We start from the raw sequence: 24,769 nt of genomic DNA on the forward strand, positions 1-24,769 counted from the left end.
TGCTGTTTTTATAAATGAGGGAATGGATGCAACTGAAAGGATAGAAAAATTAAATGCAATTGCTATTGAGCAAATGAGGATTCTAACAGAAAGTGAACGTATAAAAAAGTTAAAATAAAAGTTTTGTATATAAATTAGGCGATAGAAATATCGTCTAATTTTATGTAACAATTGCTTGACATTGTAGGGAAAATCAACATTACTTAGGTGCTTAAACCATTTAATACCGGAGTTCTATGATGGGATATTTAATGGCTATATCTTGGTAAATAGCAACAATATAGAAAACAAGAACATTGGAGAAGTTGGAGAATTGATTTCGTCCGTTTTTCAAGATCCAAGAAGTCAATTTTTTACAATGGAAAGCGATACGGAAGTATCTTTTGGACTTGAAAATAAAGGGTTAAGCCAGGAAATAATAAAAAGAAGAACAGAAGAAGCTTTTTCAAAATTTGGCTTGGAGTATTTGAAAAACAGGGAAGTATTCAAACTTTCAAGCGGAGAGCGTCAACTAATAGCGATTATGTCTGCTTGGGCAATGGATACGGATATTATTTTACTTGACGAGCCAACTGCAAACTTAGATTATTTAGCCATAGAAAAACTGAAAAATATCTTATTGCTTCTAAAAGAAGATGGAAAAACTCTAATAATCAGTGAACATAGGCTTTACTATTTGAAAGAGTTGGCTGATGAATATTGGCTTATAAAAAATGGAAGCTTTTATGAAAAGTATGATAAGGACGATTTTAAGATGTTTTCTAAGGATGAATTAAATAATTTGTGTTTACGAGTTACGGATTTGAAGCAGATTGAGGTTCAGAAGAAGTGTTCTAATGTTGTCAATGATAAATTAGAGGTAAAAAATATATCCTTTGGATATAAAAAACAATATATTTTAAATGATTTGTCGTTTACAGCTTATTTGGGAGAAGTGACTTGCTTGATTGGCAAAAATGGTTCAGGTAAAACCACCTTAGGAAAATGTGTATGTGGACTATTGAAACCAAAAAAGGGAAGAGTTTTTTTAAAGGAAAAAGAATTGAGCCATAGGCAGCTATCGCAGGATAGCCTATTTATTATGCAAGAAGCTGAATTTCAATTTTTTACAAATTCTGTATTATCTGAACTGAAGTACGGTGTAAATCGAAACAAATATGATGAGATAGAAGCTCTACTTAAAAAGTTTGATATGTGGAAATATCGTGATAGACATCCATTTTCTCTTTCAGGTGGGCAAATGCAAAAATTAACCTTAATGATGGCGTATCTTTCGGATAAAAGTGTGGTTATTTTAGATGAACCAACCTCAGGAATGGACAAAAAAAGTTTAGATACTGTAGTGGGATTGATAAACGATATGAAAAAGAAAAAAATCGTTATAACAATTAGCCATGACTTAGAATTTATTTCATCAGTTGCGGATAAATGTTTGGAACTTGATGATGGAACGATACAAAGGATTTGTGAAGTAAAAGAGAATAGAGATATTGAAAGCATTAAAAGTATATTTGAAAAAGATTTAGAACATCAACCTCCGGCAAAAAGAGAAAAAAATCTTTTAGATCCGAGAACAAATATTTTGTTTTGGCTTCTTTGTATGGTTGCAGTAGGAATCGACAATAAAAGTTTGATTTTTGAATGCAATTTATTAGCTCTCGTTTTTTCTCTTGCAAATAGAAGATATAAGACTTTAGGAATTACTTCTATCATTATAGGACTTATTTACGGTCTTGAAATCATATATCCGAATGAAATTACAATGTTTACGGCAAATTTGTTTCCTAGATTTATTTTAATATTTCTACTATTTCCTATTATTCTTGGAGGTAGAGGGGCAACAAATATGCTCGCGGGACTTAGAAAAATAAGAATACCTGAGAGGTTATTATTGATTCTTGCAGTTTCTTTCAGGTTTTTCCCGGTGCTAAGGAATGATTTTAAATTACTTAGACAGGTGCTTAGAAATAGAGGAAGTTGCAAGCATAAAAATATAATAAAAGAAAAAATAGATTATCTTGAGGCTCTGATTGTATCACTCATTTTTCGAGTGATAAGAATAGGGGAAACTTTATCAGCTTCAGCAGAAACAAGAGGAATTGCTTTAAATCATAAAAAATCATCTTATGTTACTTTACAGTTCAATTTATGCGATTACATATTGATGATTGGAATGATAGTAATTTTGATGATAAATATTTTATAAAAATAGGAGGACTTAATCATGAACAAAAACAAATTGAAAGCGAAAGATATCATTACAGTTACTTTATTATCATTGTGTAACATTTTGATATTTTCGATTGGAACATTCATGTATGCAACACCAATTACCATACTCTTAACACCGGTGCTTTACTCATTATTACAGGGTATTGTTTTCTATGTTATCGGAGTGAAAGTGAAAAAAAGAGGAGCGTTTTTTATATATTCCCTTATTCAAGGAGTGATAGCATTCTATCCACCATATATTTTGATGTTTGTAATTTCAGGATTGATAGCAGAGTTTTTATTATATAAAAAAGGTTATGGTAATTTAAAAGTTATTGGAGTCAGTTATGTTATTCAGCAAACTTTGGCTTCAATTGGAAGTGTAATTTATCCATATACAATAGCCTTGAATAAAACTATAGGAGCCATGAAACAAAAGGAATTAGCTTCAAATATTATAGCGGCAGGCAAAATGATTTCTTCTTGGGGAACGCTGATTTTACTTGCCTTAGTTATAGTTTCAGCAATCGCAGGAGCTTATATAGGTAGCAAGGTCGTAAGGAAACATATTTTAGAAAAAGAAGCTAATGCATAGGGTGAAGTCATGAAAAAAAAGAAAGAACCAAACTTTTTTAAAGAAATGGATTCGTTTATAAAGCCATACAAAAAAAGATATATTTTATCTGTTATGCTAAGTATGCTTTCTGTTCTATGCGAACTGTTATCCTACGCTTTTGTTGGAATTTTAGCGGGATATATCTTCAAAGGATTTCATGGAAACAACATGATATATGTCTTGATTTTCACTATAATCTGCAAAATATCAGGGGTGCTGCTTTCAAATATTTCAACACTTATATCTCATAAAGCAGCATACTTAACGCTAAAGGACTTAAGATATGCAATTTGTGATAAATTTGTTAGATTGCCGATGGGATATTTTGATATGAATCCTAGTGGAACATTAAAAACGATATTGGTAGATAGGGTGGAAGATATAGAAAAAACATTAGCACATCTACTTCCTGAGATGACTGCAAATTTATTGATACCTATTGCCATGATTGTTTGGATGCTTGCAGTTAATATTAAGCTTACCGGGATTATATTTCTTTGGGTTATATTTGGACTATCAATCGGAATGCTTATGATGATTGGATATAAGAAAAAATATGAGGGACAAGTACAGGCACAAAAGAATATGAATCAAGCGGTTATAGAGTATGTCAAGGGGATTGATGTAATTAAAACTTTCAATATGGAAGATAGCTCCTATGCTAAATATAAAAATGCAGTCATACGCCATGCGGAGTATGCTATAAACTGGATGAAAAGCTCACAGATTTATGCGTCTCTTTCCTATAGCATAGCTCCTGTATCTATATTTCCAACAATTGTTGTGGGATTGATATTTTTTAATAATGGGTTTCTTACTGAGCAAAGTTTATTTTTGTTTATGATGATTTCTCTTGGAATATTTAAACCGATTGTTAAAGCATCCAGTTATGTTGACCAATTGGCACAGATGGGAACTGTTACTAAGGAAATAAAAGGAATCTTAGATTATCCGGAACTTAAGAGAAGTGAGAATTCTAATGTAAAAGAAAAAATGACATACGACATAGCGTTTGAAAATTTACAATTTTCTTATGATGGGACAAAAAATGATGTTGATGATGTGAATTTAACCATTAAAGAAAAAACTATGACTGCAATTATTGGTACTTCAGGTTCAGGAAAATCAACTCTAATGAAACTTTTAGCCGGATTTTGGGATTTTGAGAAAGGAAAAATAAAAATAGGTGGTATAGAGGTAAAAGACCTTTCAATGAATGACCTGAATACTCTTATCTCCTATGTGGATCAAAATACATTTTTATTTGATGATACTATTTTGGAAAATATTAGAATAGGTAAAAAAGATGCAACGAATGACGAGGTGATAGAAGCTGCTAAAAGAGCCGGTTGCCATGATTTTATTGTAACTTTACCTGATGGATATGACACCATCGCAGGGGATAGGTTATCCGGCGGAGAAAAGCAAAGAATAGCTATTGCCAGAGCAATTCTAAAAAATGCTCCAATTATCATATTAGATGAAGCAACTGCAAGTACAGATATTGAAAATGAAGAAAAAATTCAAGGAGCGTTACTGGAATTTACCAAAGGAAAAACACTAATTGTTATTACACATAAAATTAAAACTGTCATAAATGCAGATAAGATCATATATATGGAAAATGGGAAAATCATTTGCGATGGAAAACATGAAGAACTTATTAAGTCGTGTTCTACGTATAAGCATTTATATGAAATAGCAAATTGATTGGAGGTGAGAATATGTTTGAAGCCATAAAAAGTGTATGGAACTTTAGTGAGAAAAGGCAAGGCAGTTTAGTCAAAATTTTAATTCTATCATTTATAGAAGGCATATTCGTTATGCTGAAAATGATAGCAATAATTTTAGCGGTAAACGCCATGTTTAATAGTAATTTAATGGACAATTATATTTATAAGGTAATGATACTCGGAATTGTATGTATCATCGGAGTATTTGGTCTTGGTTATTTCACACAACTGGGTTCTGTATCCGTTGGATTTGAGATGGCGAAAGATAAAAGGTTATATTTTGGCTCATTATTTAAAAAACTCTATTTAGGGTTCTTTAGCAAAAATTCAGTAGGAAATATAAACTCAACACTGACTACATCTATTTCAACTGTAGAACAAGTCGCACCAATCATTTTAATTCATGTGATAGGTGGAATTTTATCTGCTATATCAATAGTTTTAGGATTTGCTTACTATGAATGGCAAGTTTCCGTTGTAATATTTGCAGGCATATTAACATATTTGTTTGTAGTTAATTATCAAATGAAAATTTCAAGAAGCGAAGCTCCCAAAAGACAATTAGCACAAACAAAATTAACGGAAAGTGCTATTGAATTTATACAGGGAATAAGCGTAATTAAGGCTTTTGGTATGGGAGAAAAAGATGAAAGAGTAAAAAAAGATATAGATGGTAGTTGTGTTAATAATATAAATTTATCCGAAAAATCTATTCCCTCAAGCATAGGTGCCGGTCTTACGATACAACTGTTTGAAATTATGATTATTAGCTATGCGTTTTTTATGTGGAATAGTGGAGAAATTTCTCCTCAAAAAGCCATCAATTTATTGATTATGAGCTTTGTAATATTCCAGTCTGTAAGTCAAGCAGGTTCTATTCTTTCTATGATTGGGCTTTTAGATAGTTCACTAAAGGATATAAGCAGTATGGAAAATGCTGAAGAAATAAAGGTATTATCACCTATTCAAAATATAAAATCCAATGAAATAGAATTTAAAAACGTGAGTTTTTCTTACGGAAAAGGAGAAGCTTTAAAGGGAATATCAGTAGCTCTTAAACCGAACACACTTACAGCGATTATCGGACCTTCAGGTTCAGGAAAAACAACGTTTTGCAAGCTTATACCGAGATTTTATGATGTAAGCGAAGGAGAAATTCTGATTGGTGGAGCAAAAATAACAAATATCTCCACCGAAGAATTGATGAAAAATATAAGTATGGTATTTCAAAATGTGTATTTGTTTGAAGATACAATTATGAATAATATTCGTTTGGCAAAGCCAAATGCCAGTGATGAGGATATTATATCCGCTGCAAAAAAAGCGCGCTGTCATGACTTTATAAAAAGCTTGCAAAAAGGATACGAAACTAAAATTGGCGAAGCGGGTAGCACTTTATCCGGCGGAGAAAAACAAAGAATAGCGATAGCTAGAGCAATACTCAAAGATGCTCCCATTGTGATTTTAGATGAATTTACCAGTGCTTTAGATGTAGAAAATGAACGCCATATTTTGCAAGCCATCGATAATTTAGTACAGAATAAAACAGTTATTATGATTGCACACAGGTTAGAAACTGTTAGGAAAGCAGATAACATCATAGTTTTAGATAAAGGGGAAATAGCACAAGAAGGAACGCATAATGAGCTTATAACTCAAGATGGGATATATAAATCATTCATTTCAATAAGAGAGCGAGCAAATAAATGGAGTTTTAAGTAAATACATCTATTTTGATGTTTGACTAAATAGATGAGTATTTAATGGGAGATGACGATGTTTTTTGATAATAAAAGTTTTTGAAAGTAACTTTTAACACAAAAATTAAATAATTCAATAACAATAAGAGTTAATTTGATTGTTATTTTCGGAGGACTTTTTACGCCAAAGTGGAGAAGTCCTCCTTTTTTATTCTCAGAAAACCATGATGTCATACGCAATAAAGGCAGCAAAAGAATCCATAAATCTTGAAAAAGAAATAAGAAAAAAGGTGAATAATATTTAGAAAAAGCAAATGGAGTATGATTTTAAATAAGCCATAGCCAAGGTAAATAAAAAAGAAAAAGAAAGTATCATAGAAAAAATAAAAGAGTATAAGCAAGATAGTGATAAGTTTAATAAAAAAAGACAAATGACTAAAGACTTTTATAAAAATCAAGAAAGATAAGACCTGGTAAAAATATCTTATCCAAGCTATAATATGACCAAGAAAATAAAGGCAGATCTAGGAGGTAATAGAAGATGAATAAAAGGCAAGAGCTAATAGATGAACTCATAAAAGCAGATCAAGATGGAACATACAAAACATATAAAAGCACAGAAGAAATAAAAGAAATGAACAATGAAAAAATACAAGTTTTGTATTCCAACATGAAAAACTATCTATCAGACAAAAGAACACACATAAACTACTAAAGGTGGAAAGGCATTGTAAGCTATTTTAAGGTATAAAAGGTACAAATACCTAAGAAATATATAAAATCATCAAAATAAAGCATTCCACCACCAAGAACAACCAAATAAAAACAATCAAAGGGAAGTATAGAAAAATTAAAGTCTATACTTCCCTTTTTTTAATTCAAAAAAAGGAGATAAAACATGATAAACGAAGAAATAAGCAAAGAAGCTGGTCAAGCAGCACAAACCATAATAACATACACAATAAAAGCAGCAAAAGAATCAATCAACTTAGAAAAAGAAATAAGAAAAAAGATGAATGAAACTTTAGAAAAAGCAAACGGAAACCTAAAAAGTCTTATGGGCGATGAAATGAAAATAAAAGACCTCTACAAAAAAGGACAACTAGAAAATATAAGCATAGATCAAATCGACCTCAAAGACTTAAAAAAAGAACTAAATAAACTTGGAGTAAGTTTCTCAGTAATGAAAAACAAAGAAAGCCAAAACTATGAAATATTCTTCCAAGCCAAAGACATAAAAGTAATGGAATATGCCTTTAAACAAGTCATAGCCAAGGAAAATAAAAAAGAAAAAGAAAGTATCCTAAAGCAAATAAAGAAATATAAAGAGCTATCCAAGAACAAGGATAAGACAAAAGAAAAAGTCAAAAGGAAAGTAAAAGAAAAAGTAAAACCAAGTAAAAAAGATATGACCAGAGAAATTTAAGGGAGTAACGAAAAGTTACACCCTTAGATACTCAAAATAACAAGACTTCCGAAAAGCAGAAGTCCAGAATTCTGAAAATCGGAAATCAAGAATTTCGATTATTGAAAATCTGGAAAATATCAAGGCAGATAGGATATAAAATTGAATAAGTGCAAATTTTATGATAAAATAACACTGATAATTGTTATCAATAGGAGATGAAAATGTAAAAAAAATTTTTTGAAAATGTAAAAAATCCTAAAAATAATTTCGGTGGTCGTTTCATGGTGAAAGGAATGAACGTTGGTCACGAAAAATTGGCGAAATGGGGCAGATCCTTTCTGCATATTAAAACCTCGGATGTAGTTTTAGATCTAGGATGTGGTGGTGGACGTAATGTTCAATACTTCTTAACAAAGGCTAAAAAAGTATATGGAATGGACTACTCTAAAACAAGTGTAGATATAGCAAGTTCAGTAAATAGCGAAGCTATAAGAGATGGCAGGTGTAAAATTATTGAAGCAGACGTGGCTAAGTTACCTTTTGAAGATGGATCCATAGATATAGTAACTGCCTTTGAAACCATTTATTTTTGGAAGAATATAGAAGTATCTTTTAGGGAAATTCATCGTGTTCTAATTAAGGACGGTCAGTTTCTAATATGCAACGAAGGAGCATATAGAGAACATAAAAATATAAAAAAATGGGCGGATATGCTAGATTTTGAAGTTTATTCTCCCGAATATCTCACAGAAACATTGAATAAGATAGGATTTAAATGCGAATACCATCTGGACGAGGAAGAGCATCTAGTATTTTTAGCTAGAAAATTATAAAAAAATTTGTGAATAATGAAAAATAAATTTTAAGGAGAAGTAGAGAAAAAATCTGCTTCTTTTTTTATTGCAAGGAGGATTAGAATGGCAATAAACAAAAGATATTATTGGATAAAATTAAAAGAAGAATTTTTCACAGACAAAAGGATAAAAAGATTAAGAAGAATATCGGGAGGAGATACCTACACGATAATCTATCTAAAACTTTTATTACTAAGTCTAAAAGATGAGGGCAAACTCTATTATGATGGAGTAGAAAGTGATTTTATAAAAGAGTTAGCACTAACCATAGATGAAACAGACGATGATGTAATGGTTACAGTTAATTATTTAATCAATCAAGGCTTACTAGAAGTTGTAACAGAAAATGATGAATACTATTTAACAGAAATACCAAACTTAATCGGATCAGAAACAGCATGGGCAGAGAAAAAAAGAAGATACAGACAAAATAAACAGAGGACATTGTCCTTAATGAGTCCAACACATGTCCGACAAGAGATAGAGATAGAGAAAGATATAGAGATAGATAAAGAGAAAGAGGGAGAGATAGAAAAAGATAAAAAGTCCACCCCCATTTTTTATGGAGAATTCAAAAATGTAAGGTTAAGCCAAGAAGAATATAAAAACCTTAAAGAAAAATTAAACTCACACACAGAAATAATGATAAATAAACTATCCAGATACATGGAAAGCAGTGGTAAGACCTATCAAAACCACTATGTGACAATCTTAAAATGGTATGAAGAAGATAAAGAAAAACTAAGACATCAAGGAGGAAATAAAAAAATGAACTATGATGTAGGAGAATCTTTATAGGTAAAAAGAGGTGGAAAGGCATTATTAAAGACTTTAAGTCTAAAAGGTATCAAAGTATGCCAGAGATAAAAAAATATAAATATGACACTTTAAAGGCGATTAGAAAATTAAAGAAAAGCCAGAAGACTTTTAGATGTAAATGTCAACCCCAAAATGGTCCACAGTTATTATCGGAAAGTGGTCCACATATAGTAAAAAATTGATCACATATCTCTTTCCCCTAGGGGAAAGGCATTTTACACAGTCTCTTACAAAAATTTAAAGACCATCATATTTTATTTAAAATTTATGACAGAATAATTTTTTTCGACTAGACGATAAAAAAAAAGATGATATATTGATATTGATTATCAAATAGCACATAGAAAGAAGGTTAATATGAAACTTTATAAGAAATTATTTTCCTATATGCCTGAAAGAAAAATCCATGGAATACTTGCGGCGATGCTAGCTGTAGTTGGGAATTTGCTACAGTTCTATGCTTATTATTTAATTTGGATTTTGCTTAGAGATGTATTTTGTGGAGAAAATCTAATGAACCTTAAGATTTTCTCTATAAAAATTCTAGTTCTCTTTGCCAGCTGTAGTATCTTCTACTTTGGCGGGACATGGATGAGTCACTTAGCTGGATTTAGACTTGAAACTAGGCTTCGTGAAAAAGGACTTAGGCATTTACTTAGGGCTTCAAATACTTTTTTTGACACCCATAACTCTGGTGAGGTAAGAAAGATAATCGACAACAATGTGGAACAAACACACATGATTGTCGCCCACCTCATAACAGATCAAACTATGGCAGCTTTAACTCCTATACTCATGATAGCCTTGACCTTTGCAATTGACATCTATCTTGGAATATTTTTTGTAATCATCATTCTACTCAGTATGTACTTACTCTACAAAATGATAGGAGACCAATCATTTATGAAGAAGTACATGGAAAAGCTAGATGAAATGAATGCTGGGGCTGTGGAATATGTAAGAGGAATGCCAGTGGTGAAGATCTTCAACACGCCACTTATCGGTTTTACAAAACTTTACGACTCAATCATGGTCTATAAGGACATGGTCTACAAATATTCGATGTCCTGCAGGATTCCCTATGTCCTTTTCCAATGGCTTTTAAATATTTTTATAATCACGCCAGTCTTTCTAGCGATATTTATGGTTTCAAAAGGACAAGATCCTAATATCTGGTCGGCAAAAATTCTATTTTTCACTTTATTTATGGGATTATTTTTCGTAGATCTAATGAAGATTATGTATGTTTCCATGTATGTTTTTCAAGCTAACTCTGCTGTAGATAATCTTGAAAATCTGTTCACAGAGATGAAAGAAAAAGAAATAGTTTTTGGTACACAAAAAGATTTACAAAAGAAGAATATAATCTTTAAAAATGTTGATTTTTCATACGATGACAAGAATAAGATTTTACATAATTTTTCTTTAAATCTTGACGAGAACAAAGTATATGCTCTTGTAGGTAGCTCTGGATCTGGTAAGTCTACCATTGCTAAGTTAATCTCTGGACTATATCCTGTGGATTCTGGAGAAATTTTAATCGGCGACAGAAATATTTCTTCCTACGATGGAGAAAGCTTGATGAAAAATATCGGTATAGTTTTTCAAAATCCTAAACTATTCCAAGGAATTTCGATTTTTGAAAATGTAAAACTCGCAAATAAAGATGCAGATGATGAAGAGGTCTACAAAGCCTTAAAGCTTGCCCGCTGTGATGACTTTATAGATAAGTTCAAAGACAAGTACGATGCGATAATAGGTGCTGAAGGGATAAATCTATCTGGTGGCGAGAAACAGAGAATCTCCATTGCGAGAATATTTTTGAAGGATCCAAAGATAATTATCCTTGATGAAGCTTCTGCTGCTGCAGATCCAGAAAATGAATATGAATTACAGATTGCATTTAAGGAGCTTATAAAAGATAGGACGACAATTATGATTGCTCATAGGCTTTCTTCGATTCGTGGAGTGGACGAAATTCTACTGGTAGAAGATGGAAAAATTCTAGAGAGAGGAAGCCACGATGAACTTATGAGGGAAGATAGCAGATATAAGAAGTTTATTGAAATATACAATGAAGCAAATGAATGGAGGGTTGATCTATGAAGAACTATTTAAAAGATAGATTTGCACTTACAGACAAAGGTGCAGAAGGAACCATCGTTGCAACTAAATATTCTGCCTTAAAGAGTCTATCATACATGCTTCCTATGTTTCTTCTTATGTATGTAATGCAAGGTCTCTTGGGGCTAGGCAAGTTTAATCTTAAGATTTCTGTCATTGCATATATAGTAATTGCCCTTATAATGATTTTCGTAATAAATAAAGATTACATTACAACCTATAATGAAACCTATAAAGAATCTGCAAATTTAAGGATTGAACTTTCTGAAATAATAAAAGATCTTCCCCTTAGTTTCTATTCAAAAAGAGATTTAACTGATTTTTCTCAAACGATTATGAAGGATGTAGAGGCAATGGAGCATGGTCTTTCTCATGCAGTTTCAGGTTTTTATGGCTTTATAATAAACCTAGTTATTATTTCCATTTTGTTGCTAATTGGAAATGTAAAGCTTGGTCTTGCAGTTATAGCTCCAATTTATATTTCTGCTATTTTGAATTTGACTTCCACCAAAATCCAAAAGAAGGCGACGGCGACCTACTACAAAGAACAGAGAAAGTCTTCGAAGATGTTCCAAGAACTAATAGATCTATCCACTGAAATCAAATCCTACAATTTGACTGAAGAAAAGGAAAAAAGTGGCATTGACTTTGTTAGGTCCTTAGAAAAGAAACACATTAAGTCAGAACTGGGACAAGTTATCCCCATTGTTTCTGCAACAGTTGTGGCAAACTTATCCCTAGCCCTTGCAATATATGTTGGATTAAATAGCTTGATAAATGGAGAAATAAATATCTTGTATTTTGCAGGCTACCTATTTGCTTCAGCAAGATTAATTGATGGAGTTGCTGCCTTTAACCAATTTTATGGAGAGTTAATGTACATGGATTCTCCAATAGAAAAGATAAAGGCACTTAGATCAGAAGAAATCCAACCGGGAAGAGAAACAGAATTTAAATCATTTGATATAGAAGGAAAAAATGTAGAATTTTCTTATCTCGATGACAAAAAAGTCATAGATAATATTTCATTCAAGGCTTTGCAGGGAAAAACTACTGCTCTTGTTGGTCCATCTGGTTGCGGGAAGTCCACTCTAATAAAATTGGTGGCAAGGCTCTATGATTATGACAGAGGAGAAATCTTAATAGATAAAAAAGAGATAAATAAGGCGAGGACAGAAGATTTATTTAAACATATTTCCATGGTGTTCCAAGATGTAATTCTATTTAACGGTTCTGTAATGGAAAATATAAGGCTCGGCAGACCTACTGCAAGTGATGAAGAAGTGCTAGAAGCTGCAAGGCTAGCGAGCTGTGACGAATTTGTAAAGAAACTTGAGAATGGATACGATACGGAGATCGGCGAAAATGGATCTAACTTATCTGGAGGAGAAAGACAGAGAATATCCATAGCAAGAGCATTTTTAAAGGATGCAGAAATAATCCTACTAGATGAAATTGCGGCATCACTTGATGTGGAAAATGAAAAATATATCCAAGAATCTCTAAATAAATTAATTAAAAATAAGACGGTGATGATAGTTTCCCATAGGATGAAATCAATCAGAAATGTAGATCAAATCATAGTTATGAAAGATGGAAAGATAGAAGATTTTGGAAAACACGATGAACTTTTAAAAAGTAGCAAAACCTACCAAAAGATGATTGAATCATCTAAAAAATCTGAAGAATTTATATATTAAGGAGGAAAAAATGAATAAATTTGGAATTCGAGATTTAATAAATGCAGGAGTATTTTCACTATTAATTGTAATGACAACCTGGTGTGGAGGTATGATAGGTTTTATACCTGTCCTTATGCCACTAGTTCCATTTGCTTGCGGTTTAGTTTCAGGACCAGTATTTATGCTTTATTCAACAAAGATAGATAAATTTGGAATGGTCTTAATCATGGGAATAGTATTTGGACTTACATTTTCAATGTCAGGTCATGGAACGATAGTTTTTCCTGGAATAGTTGCCTTATCCTTAATTTGTGAGATGATATTAAAAAAGGGAGGCTATAAATCAATAAAAACTGCAAGACTAACCTACACAGTCTTTATGATGTTTGCAGCTGTAAATTTAATACCAATTTATTTTGCTAGAGATGCCTATTTACAATCCTTAATCGACAGAAATTATGGGGCTGAATATGCAGAAAAATTACTATCTGTTATGCCAAACTGGTCCTTTATACCTATAGTTCTACTAGGTATGCTCGGTGGATATATAGGATGTACCATTGGAATTAAAATCTTAAATAAACATTTTAAAAAAGCGGGAATGGCTTAATGAAAATTGATTTTAGGACAAAATTATTTTTGACAATCATCATAGGATTATCTGCCACAGAAGGCTCCATCGGTATGAATTATAAATACCTTGGAATTTTGTTAGCTATATTTCCATACCTACTTGCAATCCTAGATAAAAAATGGTCCCTTATTGGTAAGGGACTTTTTTATACTGGGATAGCGGTAGTAGGACAGATAGTAGCATCCAAGTATCCAAATTCTTATTTAGGGATGGTTTTTAATCTCTACTGCGGAATAATACTTAAAATACTTCCCGGAGTGATGATGGGTTACTACACTGTGACAACTACTAAGATGAGCGATCTCGTCTATTCACTAAAGAAAATCAAATTTCCAGACTATATAATCATACCAATTTCTGTAATGTTTAGATTTTTCTATTCTATAAAAGAAGATTACAAAATCATCGGAGAAGCTATGTACATGCATGGACTTACGATGAAAAACTTCTTTAAAAATCCGGCGAAGATACTGGAATATAGATTTGTGCCATTACTTATGATTGTATCTCAAACAGCGGACAATGTTGCGATATCTGCCATGACAAGAGGCATGAAAATGAATAAAGAGAGGTCTTCCATATCATGTGCAAGGCTTAAAACGGCGGACTATGTCCTACTTAGTTTCGGAATTTATATAATAATATTATTTATAAGGATAAAAATATGCTAGAATTTAAGGATTTTTCTCTTTCATTCAAAGAAGATGAGGGAGAAAATAGAATACTTGAAGATATAAATTTAAAATTTGAAAAGGGATCTATAAATGTCATCACAGGCAGATCTGGATGTGGTAAATCATCTCTAATCAAGACTATAAATGGAATTATACCAGAAGTTGATATGGCAAAGATGGAAGGGGATCTTTTATTTGATGGAGAAAGTATTTTGAAGTTGGATATAACCGACAGATCAAAATTCATCTCAACAGTCTTTCAAAATCCAAAAAATCAATTCTACGCCATTAATTCCCTAGATGAAATCGCATTTGCCCTAGAAAACAGGAATGTTTCTAGGGATAAAATTTATGAAAAGATAGAATATTTTTCAAAACTACTAAATAGTCAGGATCTTTTAGGCAATGATTTATTCAAACTATCAGGAGGGCAGAAACAGCTAATAGCCATAAATTCTGTGGCGGTTATGGACAATGAAATATATATTTTCGACGAACCATCCGCATCCTTAGACAGAGAATCCATAGAAAAATTGACCCACTGCCTAGAGGTTTTAAAATCCTTGGGCAAGATAATAATCATCGCTGAGCATAGACTCTACTATTTAAAAGAAATAATGGACAGACTACTTGTAATTGAAAATCGGAAAATTTTATCCTATAGTAAAGATAGAATCTCAGAAGAAATACTTGAAAAGCACAGACTTAGAACCCTTAAAGACATAGAAAAAGAAGAACTTATAAGTAAAAGCTACGAAGTGAAGAACCTATTCGACCACAGTTTCGATGAAGAAAAATCACTTGTATGTAGAGATTTTTCCTGCCAATATGAAAAAAATCCCAAGCTATTTGATTTTTCAATGAGCTTTGATCCGGGAATATATTTCATAATAGGAGCAAATGGAATTGGTAAATCTTCATTTATAAGAAATCTTTGCGGTCTTAATAAGAAGCAAAAGGGCGAAGTATTTTACAAAAATAGAAGAATAAAAAACCATGGAGACTATATTTCTCTAGTGATGCAGGATGTCAATTATCAGCTATTTACAGAATCCGTTTTAACGGAGATGAAAATAGTAACAGATGACGAAAAAAAGATTGAAGAAATATTAAAGAAACTAGAGCTCTGGGATAGGAGAGAAAGCCACCCACAGAAGTTATCTGGAGGAGAAAAACAAAGACTCGCTCTGGGACTAGCAATGGCAAGTCCAAAGGAAATCGTGGTGCTTGACGAACCTACATCTGGACTGTGTTTTGAAAATATGAAAAGACTAATTGGAATATTAAAAGGGATGAAAGATGAAGGAAAGACAATAATCGTCATAAGCCATGACTATGAATTTATAAAAAATTCGAAAGAAAATATAGTGGAGTTTGTATGAAAGAGAATAGACTTAAATCTTGGGGGTTCGAAGAATTTCCCACAGAGGATCCTAGAATTATAAATTATATAGGCTTAGAAAGCCCTGAAAATAAGATGACCTCTTACGAAATATTTCCGGGGGTCTTTGTACTCTACATCAGTCTAAAGAAGAAATACAACGCCCATAACTCTTCTACGGAGGGAAATAGAGGCTATAGGATAGGATACTGCTATGAAGGCAATCATTTCACTTACATAAACAATAGCAAAGTTCTCATAACTACAAATGAAATATTCGTAGGAAGATCAATACCAAATTCAAAATTTTCTTCCACAACAAGTCATCGAACCACGGCATTTAACATAGTAATAGCAGATAAAATCTTGGATAAAAATTCCCCCTACTTTCCATACATTGGAGAATTTATATATAAATTTAAAAATGTAAAAGACATGGGATGTGCCATTAAAAACGAAGATTTGGTAAAACTTGCAAATGAATTAATTCAAGCACTTAAAGAAAGGGATATGCTATTTATAAAATTAAAATCCTTGGAACTCATATATAGAATAGGAAAAGTTGGCATAAATCCAAGTAAGACCAATTATTTCACGCCCGGAGGGGATAAACTAATGGAAGAAGTAGAGAAATATATGAAAGAAAACCTGGATAAAAATCTAAACTTAGATCATCTAGCGAAAAAATTTAAAATATCAAAATCTACTCTAAACACAAAGTTCACAAGATCCTTCCAATACACACCGATGAAGTATATCCAAAGGTTAAAACTAATATATTCAGAAGATTTGCTTATAAACACAGATAAATCCATACTAGAAATAAGCAATGATCTAAACTTTCAGAATCCATCTAACTTCAACAGAGCATTCAAAGATTTCACAGGACTTAGTCCTAGCCAATATAGAAAACAAAACGAACCTGAATAATAAAATTTAGGTTCGTTTTAGATTTTTCATAACAGAATCCAAAAAATCTCATCTATTTTTTATTTCTAAATATAAAATGGTATAAAGAAGATAAAGATAAATTAAGACATCAAGGAGGAAATAAAAAAATGAACTATGATGTAGGAGAATCTTTATAGATAAAAAGAGGTGGAAATCCACTATTAAAGACTTTAAGTCTAAAAAGATATCAAAGTATGCCAGAGATAATAAAAATGTAAATATGACACTTAAAAGGCGATTAGAAAATTAAAGAAATGCTAGAAGACTTTTAGATGACAGTTACCAAGAGGGTCTAATTTTCACTGCTACTTATGCAGTGGGAATTGGACCTTTTTATATAAGCAAATTCTATTTCAAAATTGGTTACCAAGAAAGACTTCTTTTCACTGTTAAGTATAAGAGGGTAATTTTAAAGAATTTTGTTTCATCAAGATAAATATTTTCTGATGGTCAAATTTTAAAAAGATTAATAACTCTCGATAAATTTTGAACCTTAACAATTGAATAGACCAAGACAAGACGTTAATTATTTTTGGAGCGTAATAACCTATCCGCCAAGATCTTTCTGCTGAATAATTCGGCATAATAAGTACTGCTAAGCTAAAAGCAAGGGAAGAAGAAAGAGAGCGATAAGTAAGAGTTTGAATATAGGGAGGGATACCCTATCCGCTATGAAGAAAATGAGGATAATGATACTTCTAAGGTTGAAGCCGGCTCATCCGGAATAGAGGCGGAGGTGAGATTCCTATGTTGCTAATCCAAAGCACTTGTCAATGTCGTAAAACTTAATTAAACAAATAATTATTAGATATAAAACTTTAGAGAGAGGAGGTATATATTGGACAATGACTGGAATGGATTGGCTGATTTAATAGCAAATCTGATTGCAAAATATGCTGGTGTTTTAGATTTAGATAATCTGCCCGATCCAACGCCAGCAAAAAATCAAGAGATGAAAAATAGTTTAGACATGGCAAAAACACTAATTGAGACGGACTAATAAAAGTGTTATAATATACTTGAAATTATAGTCCAAACTTAAATTCAAAAATCAAAGTTTATATATGATATAGAAAGTTATATTGAGGTTAATGCTATGTCAAAAGAAAAAATAAAAGTATACCTCTATACACGAGTATCTACGTCAATACAGATAGAGGGGTATTCGTTAGAGGCACAAAAATCACGAATGAAAGCTTTTGCTATTTACAACGATTATGAAATTGTTGGAGAGTATGAAGATGCCGGAAAGTCTGGCAAGTCTATTGAAGGTAGAAAACAGTTCAATCGAATGATGGAAGATATAAGATCTGGAAAGGATGGAGTATCTTTTGTTCTTGTGTTTAAGTTATCAAGATTTGCAAGAAATGCCGCTGATGTTCTTTCTACACTTCAGATAATGCAGGATTATGGAGTTAATCTTATTTGCGTTGAAGATGGCATTGATTCATCTAAAGATGCCGGGAAACTAATGATTTCTGTTTTATCAGCTGTGGCTGAAATAGAAAGAGAAAACATTCGTATTCAAACAATGGAAGGTCGAATTCAAAAAGCAAGGGAAGGAAAATGGAATGGTGGCTTTGCTCCGTATGGATATAAACTTGAAGATGGAAAGTTGTTTATAAATGAGGAAGAGGCAGTTGCCATAAGAACGATTTTCGACCAGTATGTAAATACTACGATAGGAGCCAATGGGATATCTAAATACTTAGAGAATCATGGAATTAGAAAAATACCAAGACAAAATGGAAAAAATCCATTGTTTGACGCAGGTCTTATAAGAAAGATATTAAAGAATCCTGTATATAATGGGAAAATAGCATTTGGAAGAAGAACTTTAGAAAAAGTTCATGGTACAAGAAATGAATATAAGCAGGTTGAACAAGATGAGTATCTAATATCTGAAGGGATACATGAAGCTATAGTTTCTGATGAAGTTTGGCAAGCTGCTCAGGTTAAGCTAAAATCTCAAGCAAAGAAATATGAGCATGTGAATAAAGGAAAAGATACACGCACACACTTGCTTTCTGGAATTGTAAAATGCCCGATATGTGGAGTGGGAATGTTTGGAAACAAGTGTACCAAGAAAAAGAAAGATGGCACAAAATATAAAGATTTTTATTACTATGGTTGTAAACATAGGCAGATGATAAGAGGTCATAAGTGTACATTCCGTAAGCAAATTAGAGAAGAATTGTTAGATGATGCTGTTGCAGAGGTGATTGTCAAGATTGTAAGTAATCCGAAATTTGCTTCTATGATGCAAGAAAAAATCAACATGAAGGTGGACACCTCTGAAATAGAAAAAGAAATAGATAATTACCAAAAGGAATTGAGGAAGAGTCATTCTACAAAGTTTAAGCTAATTGAGGAAATAGATAATTTAGATGTTGAAGATAAGCATTATAAGAGAAGAAAACAGGATTTAGACGATAGACTTTATCGCATGTATGACAAAATAGATGAATTAGAATCATCACTAATTGATGCGAAAGCAAAGAAACAGACTATTGAAGCTGAAAAACTCACAGGAGATAACATATATAAGGTTCTGATCTATTTTGATAAACTCTATAAAGTCATGAATGATGTAGAGCGTAGGCAGTTAATTACAGCTTTGATTTCTGAAATTCAAGTTTATGAAGAAAAACAACCTAACGGACAATGGCTAAAATCAATTACTTTCAAGCTCCCAATTATAGACGATGATTTGAATATAAGTTTGGACAATAATGAACAAGTTGAGACTATAGCGTTGATACAAAAGATGTAAATATAGAAATCCTGCATTTTAAGCAGTTTTATAAGCATTTTGTCTTCGATAAAGATGAAGAAGGATACGTCAAAAAGACTCAAAAAAACTACATGGATGTGAGTGTAGTCTTGAGACTAGTATGAGGAAACACAAAAAATATAATTAACTCATTTTGTACTTTCTACAAGAGTAGCGTAAAAGGCTGCTCTTTTTTATTAAAGGGTGTAAGAATTCGTTACATCCTTTTTAAAAATGGAAAACTTATAAGCCAACTTTACATATTCGCTTTTACAATATATAATAAAAGCGAAGACGAGAGGAGGCGGACTATGAATACACTTAAAGAATATATACAAGAAAATTTAGTAATTACTAACAAAGAAGCAGAAGAGCTTGGATATACTAGGCATAATCTATCAGAATTAACAAAGAGCGGACAATTAGAAAGATTAAGACCGGGGCTATATCAATTAAAAGGAAAAGTAATAGACGATTTTGTTTTAATATCATCTAATAGTATTCGAATTATATTTTCCCATCAAACAGCCCTATACCTACACGACATATCAGACAGAACTCCAAATGTATTTCATATATCTGTACCCCAAGGCTATAATGCAAGTCATATCAAAAATAGATATAAAGACCTCCAAGTTCACTATGTAAAAAAAGACTTGTACGAGATTGGCAAGACACAAATAAAATCGCCCCAAGGCAATTTTATCCCAGTTTATGATATCGAAAGAACAATTTGCGACATCATAATCGACAGAGAAAAAATAGATAAGCAAATTTTTACAGATGCCATAAAAAGATACTTTAAATCACCAAATAAAAATCTAAGACGACTCATAAAATACAGTAGACTATTTAAAATAGAAGATGAAATTAGAAAATACATGGAGGTATTATCATGATTAATATCGAGAGTATAAAGGGCAAGATAAGAAGTCTGGCAGAGAAGAAAAATCTAAAGTCGCAAGAAGTTCTTCAAATATATTTTTTCGAAAGATTTTTAGAAAGGCTATCTAAATCACAATACAAAAATAATTTTGTAATTAAGGGAGGATTTCTTATATCATCTTTAATTGGGATTGAAAATAGAACAACTATGGATATGGACACAACCATTAAAGGCATAGCTCTAAAAGAAGAAAAAATAAAAGAAATAGTAGAAGAAATTATTAATATTAATGTAGATGATGGGATAAAATTTGAAATAAAAGACATCTCTTATATAAGAGAAGAGGATGAGTACGAGAACTTTAGAATTTCACTAATAGCAAATGTTAGGAAAACTAAAAACCCAATGAAACTAGACTTAACAACAGGAGATGCAATAACACCAAGGGAAATAGAATATACCTATCCCTGTATCTTTAGCAAAGAAGATATAAAAATAATGGCATATCCATTAGAAACAATATTAGCAGAAAAATACGAAACCATAATCAGAAGAAATATAACAACAACACGAATGAGAGACTTTTACGACTTATACACCCTCTACAAACTAAAAAAAGATGAGATAGATTATGAAATTTTAAAAGAAGCAATAGAGAGAACCTCAAACAAAAGAGGAAGTCAGGAGATAATTAAAGACTATGAGGAAATAATCGAGGACATAAAAGAAGATTCATACCTGAGATCCTTGTGGGAAGTATATCTCATTGAAAATAAATACATTGGAGATTTGATCTTTGATAAGGTAGTTGATGTAGTGACAATTCTATCAGATAGGATTAATGAGCTGTAATTTAACAGACACTGTCTGGCAAATCATAGGCAAGAAAATATTAAAGACTAAAGAAGTGGAATTAATCTAATTCTTTTTTACCTTTTGATCAGAGTATTTAAAACTAAGAAATTGTATGTCAATTGTTCAGCCTAAGTAGATAATAAAAAAGTGTAAACAATAAGGAGGTAGTATGGAAGTATTAAGAGCTCGCAGTTTATATGATTATATTAAAATTCTTAAAGAAAAAAATTTATTGGATGCATATTTTAGGGGAGAATCTAGGAAATATACAAATATTGCAGCATCATGTTATAGAGATAATTTTAATGACTCAGATAGATCTATAATTGATGAGATGATAGATGAATATTTCTATGAGGTTAGTGCACAATTAAGTGATATTGAAAAGTCAAATTTTATATCTTATTCACAACACCATGGATTGCCTACAAATTTAATAGATATTACAAGTTCAGCTTTAGTAGCTTTATACTTTTCATGTTGTGATAACTTTGAATACACAGGATATATCCATGTATTTAAGAAAAATAATTTCATAAAATTTAGTGATGAAATTTCAGGAAGAAAAATACAATACTTTTATAATGATTTAATCGAACAAAATGAAACAAAAGTTATGTTTTATAATAAATTATTAAAATTTTATAAGAATAATAGAAAAGGATTCATAATTTCATTATCTAATAATTTAAATATGATCAAAGTTTTATTAAAAAAAAGTAAACACAATGCATATACGTCTGAAATAATAAAAGCTGTAGATTGGTATGATAAGGGAATTAAAGAAGGATACATTATGGATAGGCCAAATGAATTAAATCAAAGGCTACTTCAAGTATTTCTTAAAAACAAAAATGAAGAGTTGGATATGTGGAGGGATATTTTTTTCCAATTATCAAAATTAAAAAATTATTCATTTGAACTAAAAATACAGAAATTAGAAGATTATGTAATAATATATTTAACAACTTTTATATATTTGTTAATTAAAAAGTATGGTAATAATATTTATGAAGTACCTGATTTTCCAATGATATTATATTACCTAATATTAATTTTGATAGAATGACATTACAATCTGGTAGATTTATTTATCAAAATATTTTATATTCACCATTTAATATTTTGAATAAACAAGAAAAGAGGATTATATACAGAAAATAGTTCTGATATTTCCATAGAAATTGAAAATAAAATAGAAATTGTAAAGATTTAGATTTATTAGGATAAATAGAAAAAATTATTTAACGATCCTGATAACATAGCTAAATATGTGTATAAAAAGAGTAAAGTAAGAAAATCAAAATTTGAATTACTAGAAGATTTTTATATAGAAGAGGTATAAGAAATTATCCTTTTATTTAAATTCTACATTAAACAAAGAAGATATTTAAAATTGAATCAGTGTTGGAGTCAAATACGATACTATAGAAAACTTTAAAGTAAGTAATTTTCAATTATTTATAAAGATGACGATGGAAATAAAGCTTATACCAATTGTTCAGCCTATGGAGATAAGATAAAAGATTTAGAGAATCTTAAACAAGGCGATTTTGTTAAAATCTTCGGACAAGTAAAAACAAGTATTGATAACAACGGGAAAGAACATAAAAATGTTCGTATTTTGTCTTCTAAGCTATTAAAAACAAAAGAACAAGTAAAGAGTCAAGAAAAGATAAAAAGTCCATATTAGGGTAAATAAAGAGCTTTAAGACAGATGACAAAGCTAGGTCAAATAAGAAAGACCATAGCAAAGGTGCAGAAAGATAAATAACGGCGGTCTTCGGACTGTCTTTATTTTTTTGCTCGTTTTAACGCAGTGAATCATATAATTGAAAGGAATCAGTGTTATATGCTATAATTAAATAATAAATCCATACGTTTAGAAAGGTAAAATATAGTATTGGAGAATGATATGGGATTTTCATATAATAAATTAAGGAAGTTATTAATAGATAAAAATATGAAAAAAAGACTTACAATGTGCAATAGCAACTACTCCCAAGACAATAGCCAAGATGGGAAAAGATGAAAATGTAAGTTTAGAAACATTAGGGAAGATTTGTGAGTATTTTCAATGTTATATTGGAGATATTATTGAATATAGGAGAAATGATAGAGATATATCTTAATATAAATCTTGAATATGATTTAGATTGTGCTTTTGATAATAGAAAGTTGTTAAAATTTAATTAGTAGAGGTAGTTAATGATGAAAGATTTTGAAACGCTAGAAATAAGTATTCCAGCGGATTCTGATGGTTATGTTTTATTAAAGTGCCCATCTTGTGGAGAGAGATTTATGCTTCTTGTAGATGATATAGAAGATGACACAAATTTAGATATTTGGTGTCCGAACTGTGGTTTAAAACACCAAGACTATTTAGATGATGAAACAATAAATCTAGCGGAGAGGATGATAGAGAACAAAGTAGCTGATATATTAAATGAATTTTCAGCCACTATGAAAAAAAGTTTCAAAAACTCAGAAATTAGAATTAAAACCGAGAAAATTAAAAAGCAGCCAGAGATACCCATAGGACGAAAAACTGGAGATTTTGAAGAAAAATATTATGAGTGTTGCAAGAAAAAAGCAAAAATTAGTAGCATAAAAAATCTTGAGGGTGGATATTGTCCTTTTTGTGGGGAGATTGTAGATGGAGATTAATAAGAAAGAACTAAGAAAAATCAGTAGAAAATTTAGAGGATTGGGTTCAGATGTAATTAATGCAGATTATAGGGAACAAATCGACCTCCTAAGAGAATTTATAGATTATGTAGATAAGACATCTTTGATAAAAAATTATATTGAAAGTTTCAAATATGATATAGGTGATTTAGAGGAAAGTATAAATAATGTATATTCATCTTATGGTAGACAATGTTTAGATTTGGGAAGTAATACTGGAAAAAGATTGTATCTTTTATACTCTACTTTTAAATACATTTTAGAAAATAATTTAAACACCATTAACTTTGGGTGGTTTTACGCTAATAGCAACAAGTATCAAGATATGGCACAAAGCTTTGGGAATAGAATGGTTTATCCATTTATTTCAGGGATTGAAGAATATATTAAAGATATAGCAACTGATATGGGTTACGATGACAATAATAAATATGAAATTAACATAAATAGTTCTGGTGTTCAGGTAAATTTAGCTAGTGATAATTCATCTATAGATGCAATACAAAATAATTACTTAAATAAGAATGAAATTGATGAAGAAATATCAAAATTGGAAATCCTATTGGAAAATATAGATGACGAAGATAAACGAAGTATTTTAATGGGAAATATGGAGTTGATAAAAGGAGAAGTAGTCAAAGCAAATCCTAACAAAAATCTATTAAAAACGAGCTTTAATTCGTTAAAATTTATGATCGGCTCCATAGCAACACTTCCAGATTTTATTGAAGGTATAAACAAATTAGGTTCATTACTAGGAATTATAAAGTAGGTTTAACT

At 31.0% G+C, this 24,769-nt stretch carries 21 protein-coding genes and 3 pseudogenes; all 24 read left to right on the forward strand.

All coding sequences use genetic code 11. The annotated features are described in order from the left end of the window. Positions 1-199: 199 nt before the first annotated feature. A pseudogene (locus tag L6651_RS09450) lies at positions 200-565 on the forward strand (ATP-binding cassette domain-containing protein); the annotation flags it as partial. Continuing rightward, a complete protein-coding gene (locus tag L6651_RS09455) occupies positions 539-2,206 on the forward strand; it encodes an ATP-binding cassette domain-containing protein (RefSeq protein ID WP_416389098.1) in 1,668 nt (555 codons plus the stop codon). The pseudogene L6651_RS09450 and the gene L6651_RS09455, both read left to right, overlap by 27 nt. A gap of 18 nt (positions 2,207-2,224) precedes the next feature. After that, a complete protein-coding gene (locus tag L6651_RS00015; RefSeq protein ID WP_068455225.1) occupies positions 2,225-2,806 on the forward strand; it encodes an MptD family putative ECF transporter S component in 582 nt (193 codons plus the stop codon). Positions 2,807-2,815: 9 nt separating this feature from the next. Next, entirely contained in the window at positions 2,816-4,537 is a 1,722-nt protein-coding gene (locus L6651_RS00020; RefSeq protein ID WP_237036027.1) for an ABC transporter ATP-binding protein, read from the forward strand. Positions 4,538-4,551: 14 nt separating this feature from the next. Continuing rightward, positions 4,552-6,282, forward strand: a complete 1,731-nt coding sequence (locus L6651_RS00025) for an ABC transporter ATP-binding protein (protein ID WP_237036028.1) — start codon at positions 4,552-4,554, stop codon at positions 6,280-6,282. Positions 6,283-6,801: 519 nt separating this feature from the next. Then, entirely contained in the window at positions 6,802-6,975 is a 174-nt protein-coding gene (locus L6651_RS00030) for a hypothetical protein (RefSeq protein ID WP_173655971.1), read from the forward strand. Between the two features lie 183 nt (positions 6,976-7,158). After that, on the forward strand, positions 7,159-7,686 hold the full coding sequence (locus L6651_RS00035; protein WP_237036029.1) for a PcfB family protein: 528 nt from the start codon (positions 7,159-7,161) through the stop codon (positions 7,684-7,686). A gap of 263 nt (positions 7,687-7,949) precedes the next feature. Then, positions 7,950-8,501 carry a class I SAM-dependent methyltransferase gene (locus L6651_RS00040; protein ID WP_237036030.1) on the forward strand — a complete coding sequence of 184 codons (552 nt, stop codon included), beginning with the start codon at positions 7,950-7,952 and terminating at the stop codon, positions 8,499-8,501. An 84-nt stretch (positions 8,502-8,585) separates the two neighbouring features. Continuing rightward, positions 8,586-9,320, forward strand: coding sequence for a phage replisome organizer N-terminal domain-containing protein (locus L6651_RS00045; protein ID WP_237036031.1), 735 nt, complete (start codon positions 8,586-8,588; stop codon positions 9,318-9,320). 378 nt (positions 9,321-9,698) lie between these two features. Beyond that, complete coding sequence (locus L6651_RS00050) at positions 9,699-11,447, forward strand: ABC transporter ATP-binding protein (protein WP_237036032.1); 1,749 nt, start codon at positions 9,699-9,701, stop codon at positions 11,445-11,447. After that, the gene (locus tag L6651_RS00055) at positions 11,444-13,165 is read left to right on the forward strand and encodes an ABC transporter ATP-binding protein (protein ID WP_237036033.1); all 1,722 of its coding nucleotides are present in this window, start codon (positions 11,444-11,446) and stop codon (positions 13,163-13,165) included. The genes L6651_RS00050 and L6651_RS00055 overlap by 4 nt, the downstream gene beginning before the upstream one ends. Positions 13,166-13,175: 10 nt before the next feature. Next, positions 13,176-13,757: an MptD family putative ECF transporter S component gene (locus L6651_RS00060; RefSeq protein ID WP_237036034.1), complete on the forward strand. Its 582-nt coding sequence runs from the start codon at positions 13,176-13,178 to the stop codon at positions 13,755-13,757. Continuing rightward, positions 13,757-14,452, forward strand: coding sequence for an energy-coupling factor transporter transmembrane component T (locus tag L6651_RS00065; protein ID WP_237036035.1), 696 nt, complete (start codon positions 13,757-13,759; stop codon positions 14,450-14,452). The genes L6651_RS00060 and L6651_RS00065 overlap by 1 nt, the downstream gene beginning before the upstream one ends. Further along, positions 14,446-15,837 (forward strand): ATP-binding cassette domain-containing protein, encoded by a 1,392-nt coding sequence (locus tag L6651_RS00070; protein WP_237036036.1) that lies wholly within the window; start codon positions 14,446-14,448, stop codon positions 15,835-15,837. Before L6651_RS00065 ends, L6651_RS00070 begins: the two co-directional genes overlap by 7 nt. Then, the gene (locus L6651_RS00075; protein ID WP_002836989.1) at positions 15,834-16,766 is read left to right on the forward strand and encodes a helix-turn-helix domain-containing protein; all 933 of its coding nucleotides are present in this window, start codon (positions 15,834-15,836) and stop codon (positions 16,764-16,766) included. Before L6651_RS00070 ends, L6651_RS00075 begins: the two co-directional genes overlap by 4 nt. Before the next feature lie 859 nt (positions 16,767-17,625). Further along, on the forward strand, positions 17,626-17,787 hold the full coding sequence (locus L6651_RS00085; RefSeq protein ID WP_237036037.1) for a hypothetical protein: 162 nt from the start codon (positions 17,626-17,628) through the stop codon (positions 17,785-17,787). A 96-nt stretch (positions 17,788-17,883) separates the two neighbouring features. Continuing rightward, positions 17,884-19,560 carry a recombinase family protein gene (locus L6651_RS00090; RefSeq protein ID WP_237036038.1) on the forward strand — a complete coding sequence of 559 codons (1,677 nt, stop codon included), beginning with the start codon at positions 17,884-17,886 and terminating at the stop codon, positions 19,558-19,560. Between the two features lie 311 nt (positions 19,561-19,871). Next, entirely contained in the window at positions 19,872-20,459 is a 588-nt protein-coding gene (locus L6651_RS00095; RefSeq protein ID WP_071125868.1) for a type IV toxin-antitoxin system AbiEi family antitoxin domain-containing protein, read from the forward strand. Next, positions 20,456-21,298: a nucleotidyl transferase AbiEii/AbiGii toxin family protein gene (locus L6651_RS00100; protein ID WP_237036039.1), complete on the forward strand. Its 843-nt coding sequence runs from the start codon at positions 20,456-20,458 to the stop codon at positions 21,296-21,298. The genes L6651_RS00095 and L6651_RS00100 overlap by 4 nt, the downstream gene beginning before the upstream one ends. Before the next feature lie 172 nt (positions 21,299-21,470). Continuing rightward, on the forward strand, positions 21,471-22,370 hold the full coding sequence (locus L6651_RS00105; RefSeq protein WP_237036040.1) for an FRG domain-containing protein: 900 nt from the start codon (positions 21,471-21,473) through the stop codon (positions 22,368-22,370). 381 nt (positions 22,371-22,751) lie between these two features. Beyond that, a pseudogene (locus L6651_RS09335) lies at positions 22,752-23,071 on the forward strand (DNA-binding protein); the annotation flags it as partial. 145 nt (positions 23,072-23,216) lie between these two features. Next, positions 23,217-23,433, forward strand: a pseudogene (locus tag L6651_RS00110) (helix-turn-helix domain-containing protein). Positions 23,434-23,512: 79 nt separating this feature from the next. Beyond that, positions 23,513-23,968, forward strand: coding sequence for a hypothetical protein (locus tag L6651_RS00115; protein WP_002836919.1), 456 nt, complete (start codon positions 23,513-23,515; stop codon positions 23,966-23,968). Further along, positions 23,958-24,761, forward strand: a complete 804-nt coding sequence (locus L6651_RS00120; protein ID WP_002837011.1) for a hypothetical protein — start codon at positions 23,958-23,960, stop codon at positions 24,759-24,761. Before L6651_RS00115 ends, L6651_RS00120 begins: the two co-directional genes overlap by 11 nt. Positions 24,762-24,769 lie beyond the last annotated feature (8 nt).

It is taken from the genome of Mediannikoviicoccus vaginalis (assembly GCF_928097925.1).
In the GTDB taxonomy this organism is placed as follows: Bacteria; Bacillota; Clostridia; order Tissierellales; family Peptoniphilaceae; genus Mediannikoviicoccus; species Mediannikoviicoccus vaginalis.

Coding starts and splice junctions, on each gene's coding strand:
- L6651_RS00040 (WP_237036030.1), top strand. CDS start 7,950: ATGGTGAAAGGAATGAACGTTGGTCACGAAAAATTGGCGAAATGGGGC.
- L6651_RS00065 (WP_237036035.1), top strand. CDS start 13,757: ATGAAAATTGATTTTAGGACAAAATTATTTTTGACAATCATCATAGGA.
- L6651_RS00095 (WP_071125868.1), top strand. CDS start 19,872: ATGAATACACTTAAAGAATATATACAAGAAAATTTAGTAATTACTAAC.
- L6651_RS09455 (WP_416389098.1), top strand. CDS start 539: ATGGATACGGATATTATTTTACTTGACGAGCCAACTGCAAACTTAGAT.
- L6651_RS00030 (WP_173655971.1), top strand. CDS start 6,802: ATGAATAAAAGGCAAGAGCTAATAGATGAACTCATAAAAGCAGATCAA.
- L6651_RS00070 (WP_237036036.1), top strand. CDS start 14,446: ATGCTAGAATTTAAGGATTTTTCTCTTTCATTCAAAGAAGATGAGGGA.
- L6651_RS00045 (WP_237036031.1), top strand. CDS start 8,586: ATGGCAATAAACAAAAGATATTATTGGATAAAATTAAAAGAAGAATTT.
- L6651_RS00055 (WP_237036033.1), top strand. CDS start 11,444: ATGAAGAACTATTTAAAAGATAGATTTGCACTTACAGACAAAGGTGCA.
- L6651_RS00015 (WP_068455225.1), top strand. CDS start 2,225: ATGAACAAAAACAAATTGAAAGCGAAAGATATCATTACAGTTACTTTA.
- L6651_RS00050 (WP_237036032.1), top strand. CDS start 9,699: ATGAAACTTTATAAGAAATTATTTTCCTATATGCCTGAAAGAAAAATC.
- L6651_RS00105 (WP_237036040.1), top strand. CDS start 21,471: ATGGAAGTATTAAGAGCTCGCAGTTTATATGATTATATTAAAATTCTT.
- L6651_RS00025 (WP_237036028.1), top strand. CDS start 4,552: ATGTTTGAAGCCATAAAAAGTGTATGGAACTTTAGTGAGAAAAGGCAA.
- L6651_RS00115 (WP_002836919.1), top strand. CDS start 23,513: ATGAAAGATTTTGAAACGCTAGAAATAAGTATTCCAGCGGATTCTGAT.
- L6651_RS00090 (WP_237036038.1), top strand. CDS start 17,884: ATGTCAAAAGAAAAAATAAAAGTATACCTCTATACACGAGTATCTACG.
- L6651_RS00120 (WP_002837011.1), top strand. CDS start 23,958: ATGGAGATTAATAAGAAAGAACTAAGAAAAATCAGTAGAAAATTTAGA.
- L6651_RS00020 (WP_237036027.1), top strand. CDS start 2,816: ATGAAAAAAAAGAAAGAACCAAACTTTTTTAAAGAAATGGATTCGTTT.
- L6651_RS00075 (WP_002836989.1), top strand. CDS start 15,834: ATGAAAGAGAATAGACTTAAATCTTGGGGGTTCGAAGAATTTCCCACA.
- L6651_RS00060 (WP_237036034.1), top strand. CDS start 13,176: ATGAATAAATTTGGAATTCGAGATTTAATAAATGCAGGAGTATTTTCA.
- L6651_RS00035 (WP_237036029.1), top strand. CDS start 7,159: ATGATAAACGAAGAAATAAGCAAAGAAGCTGGTCAAGCAGCACAAACC.
- L6651_RS00100 (WP_237036039.1), top strand. CDS start 20,456: ATGATTAATATCGAGAGTATAAAGGGCAAGATAAGAAGTCTGGCAGAG.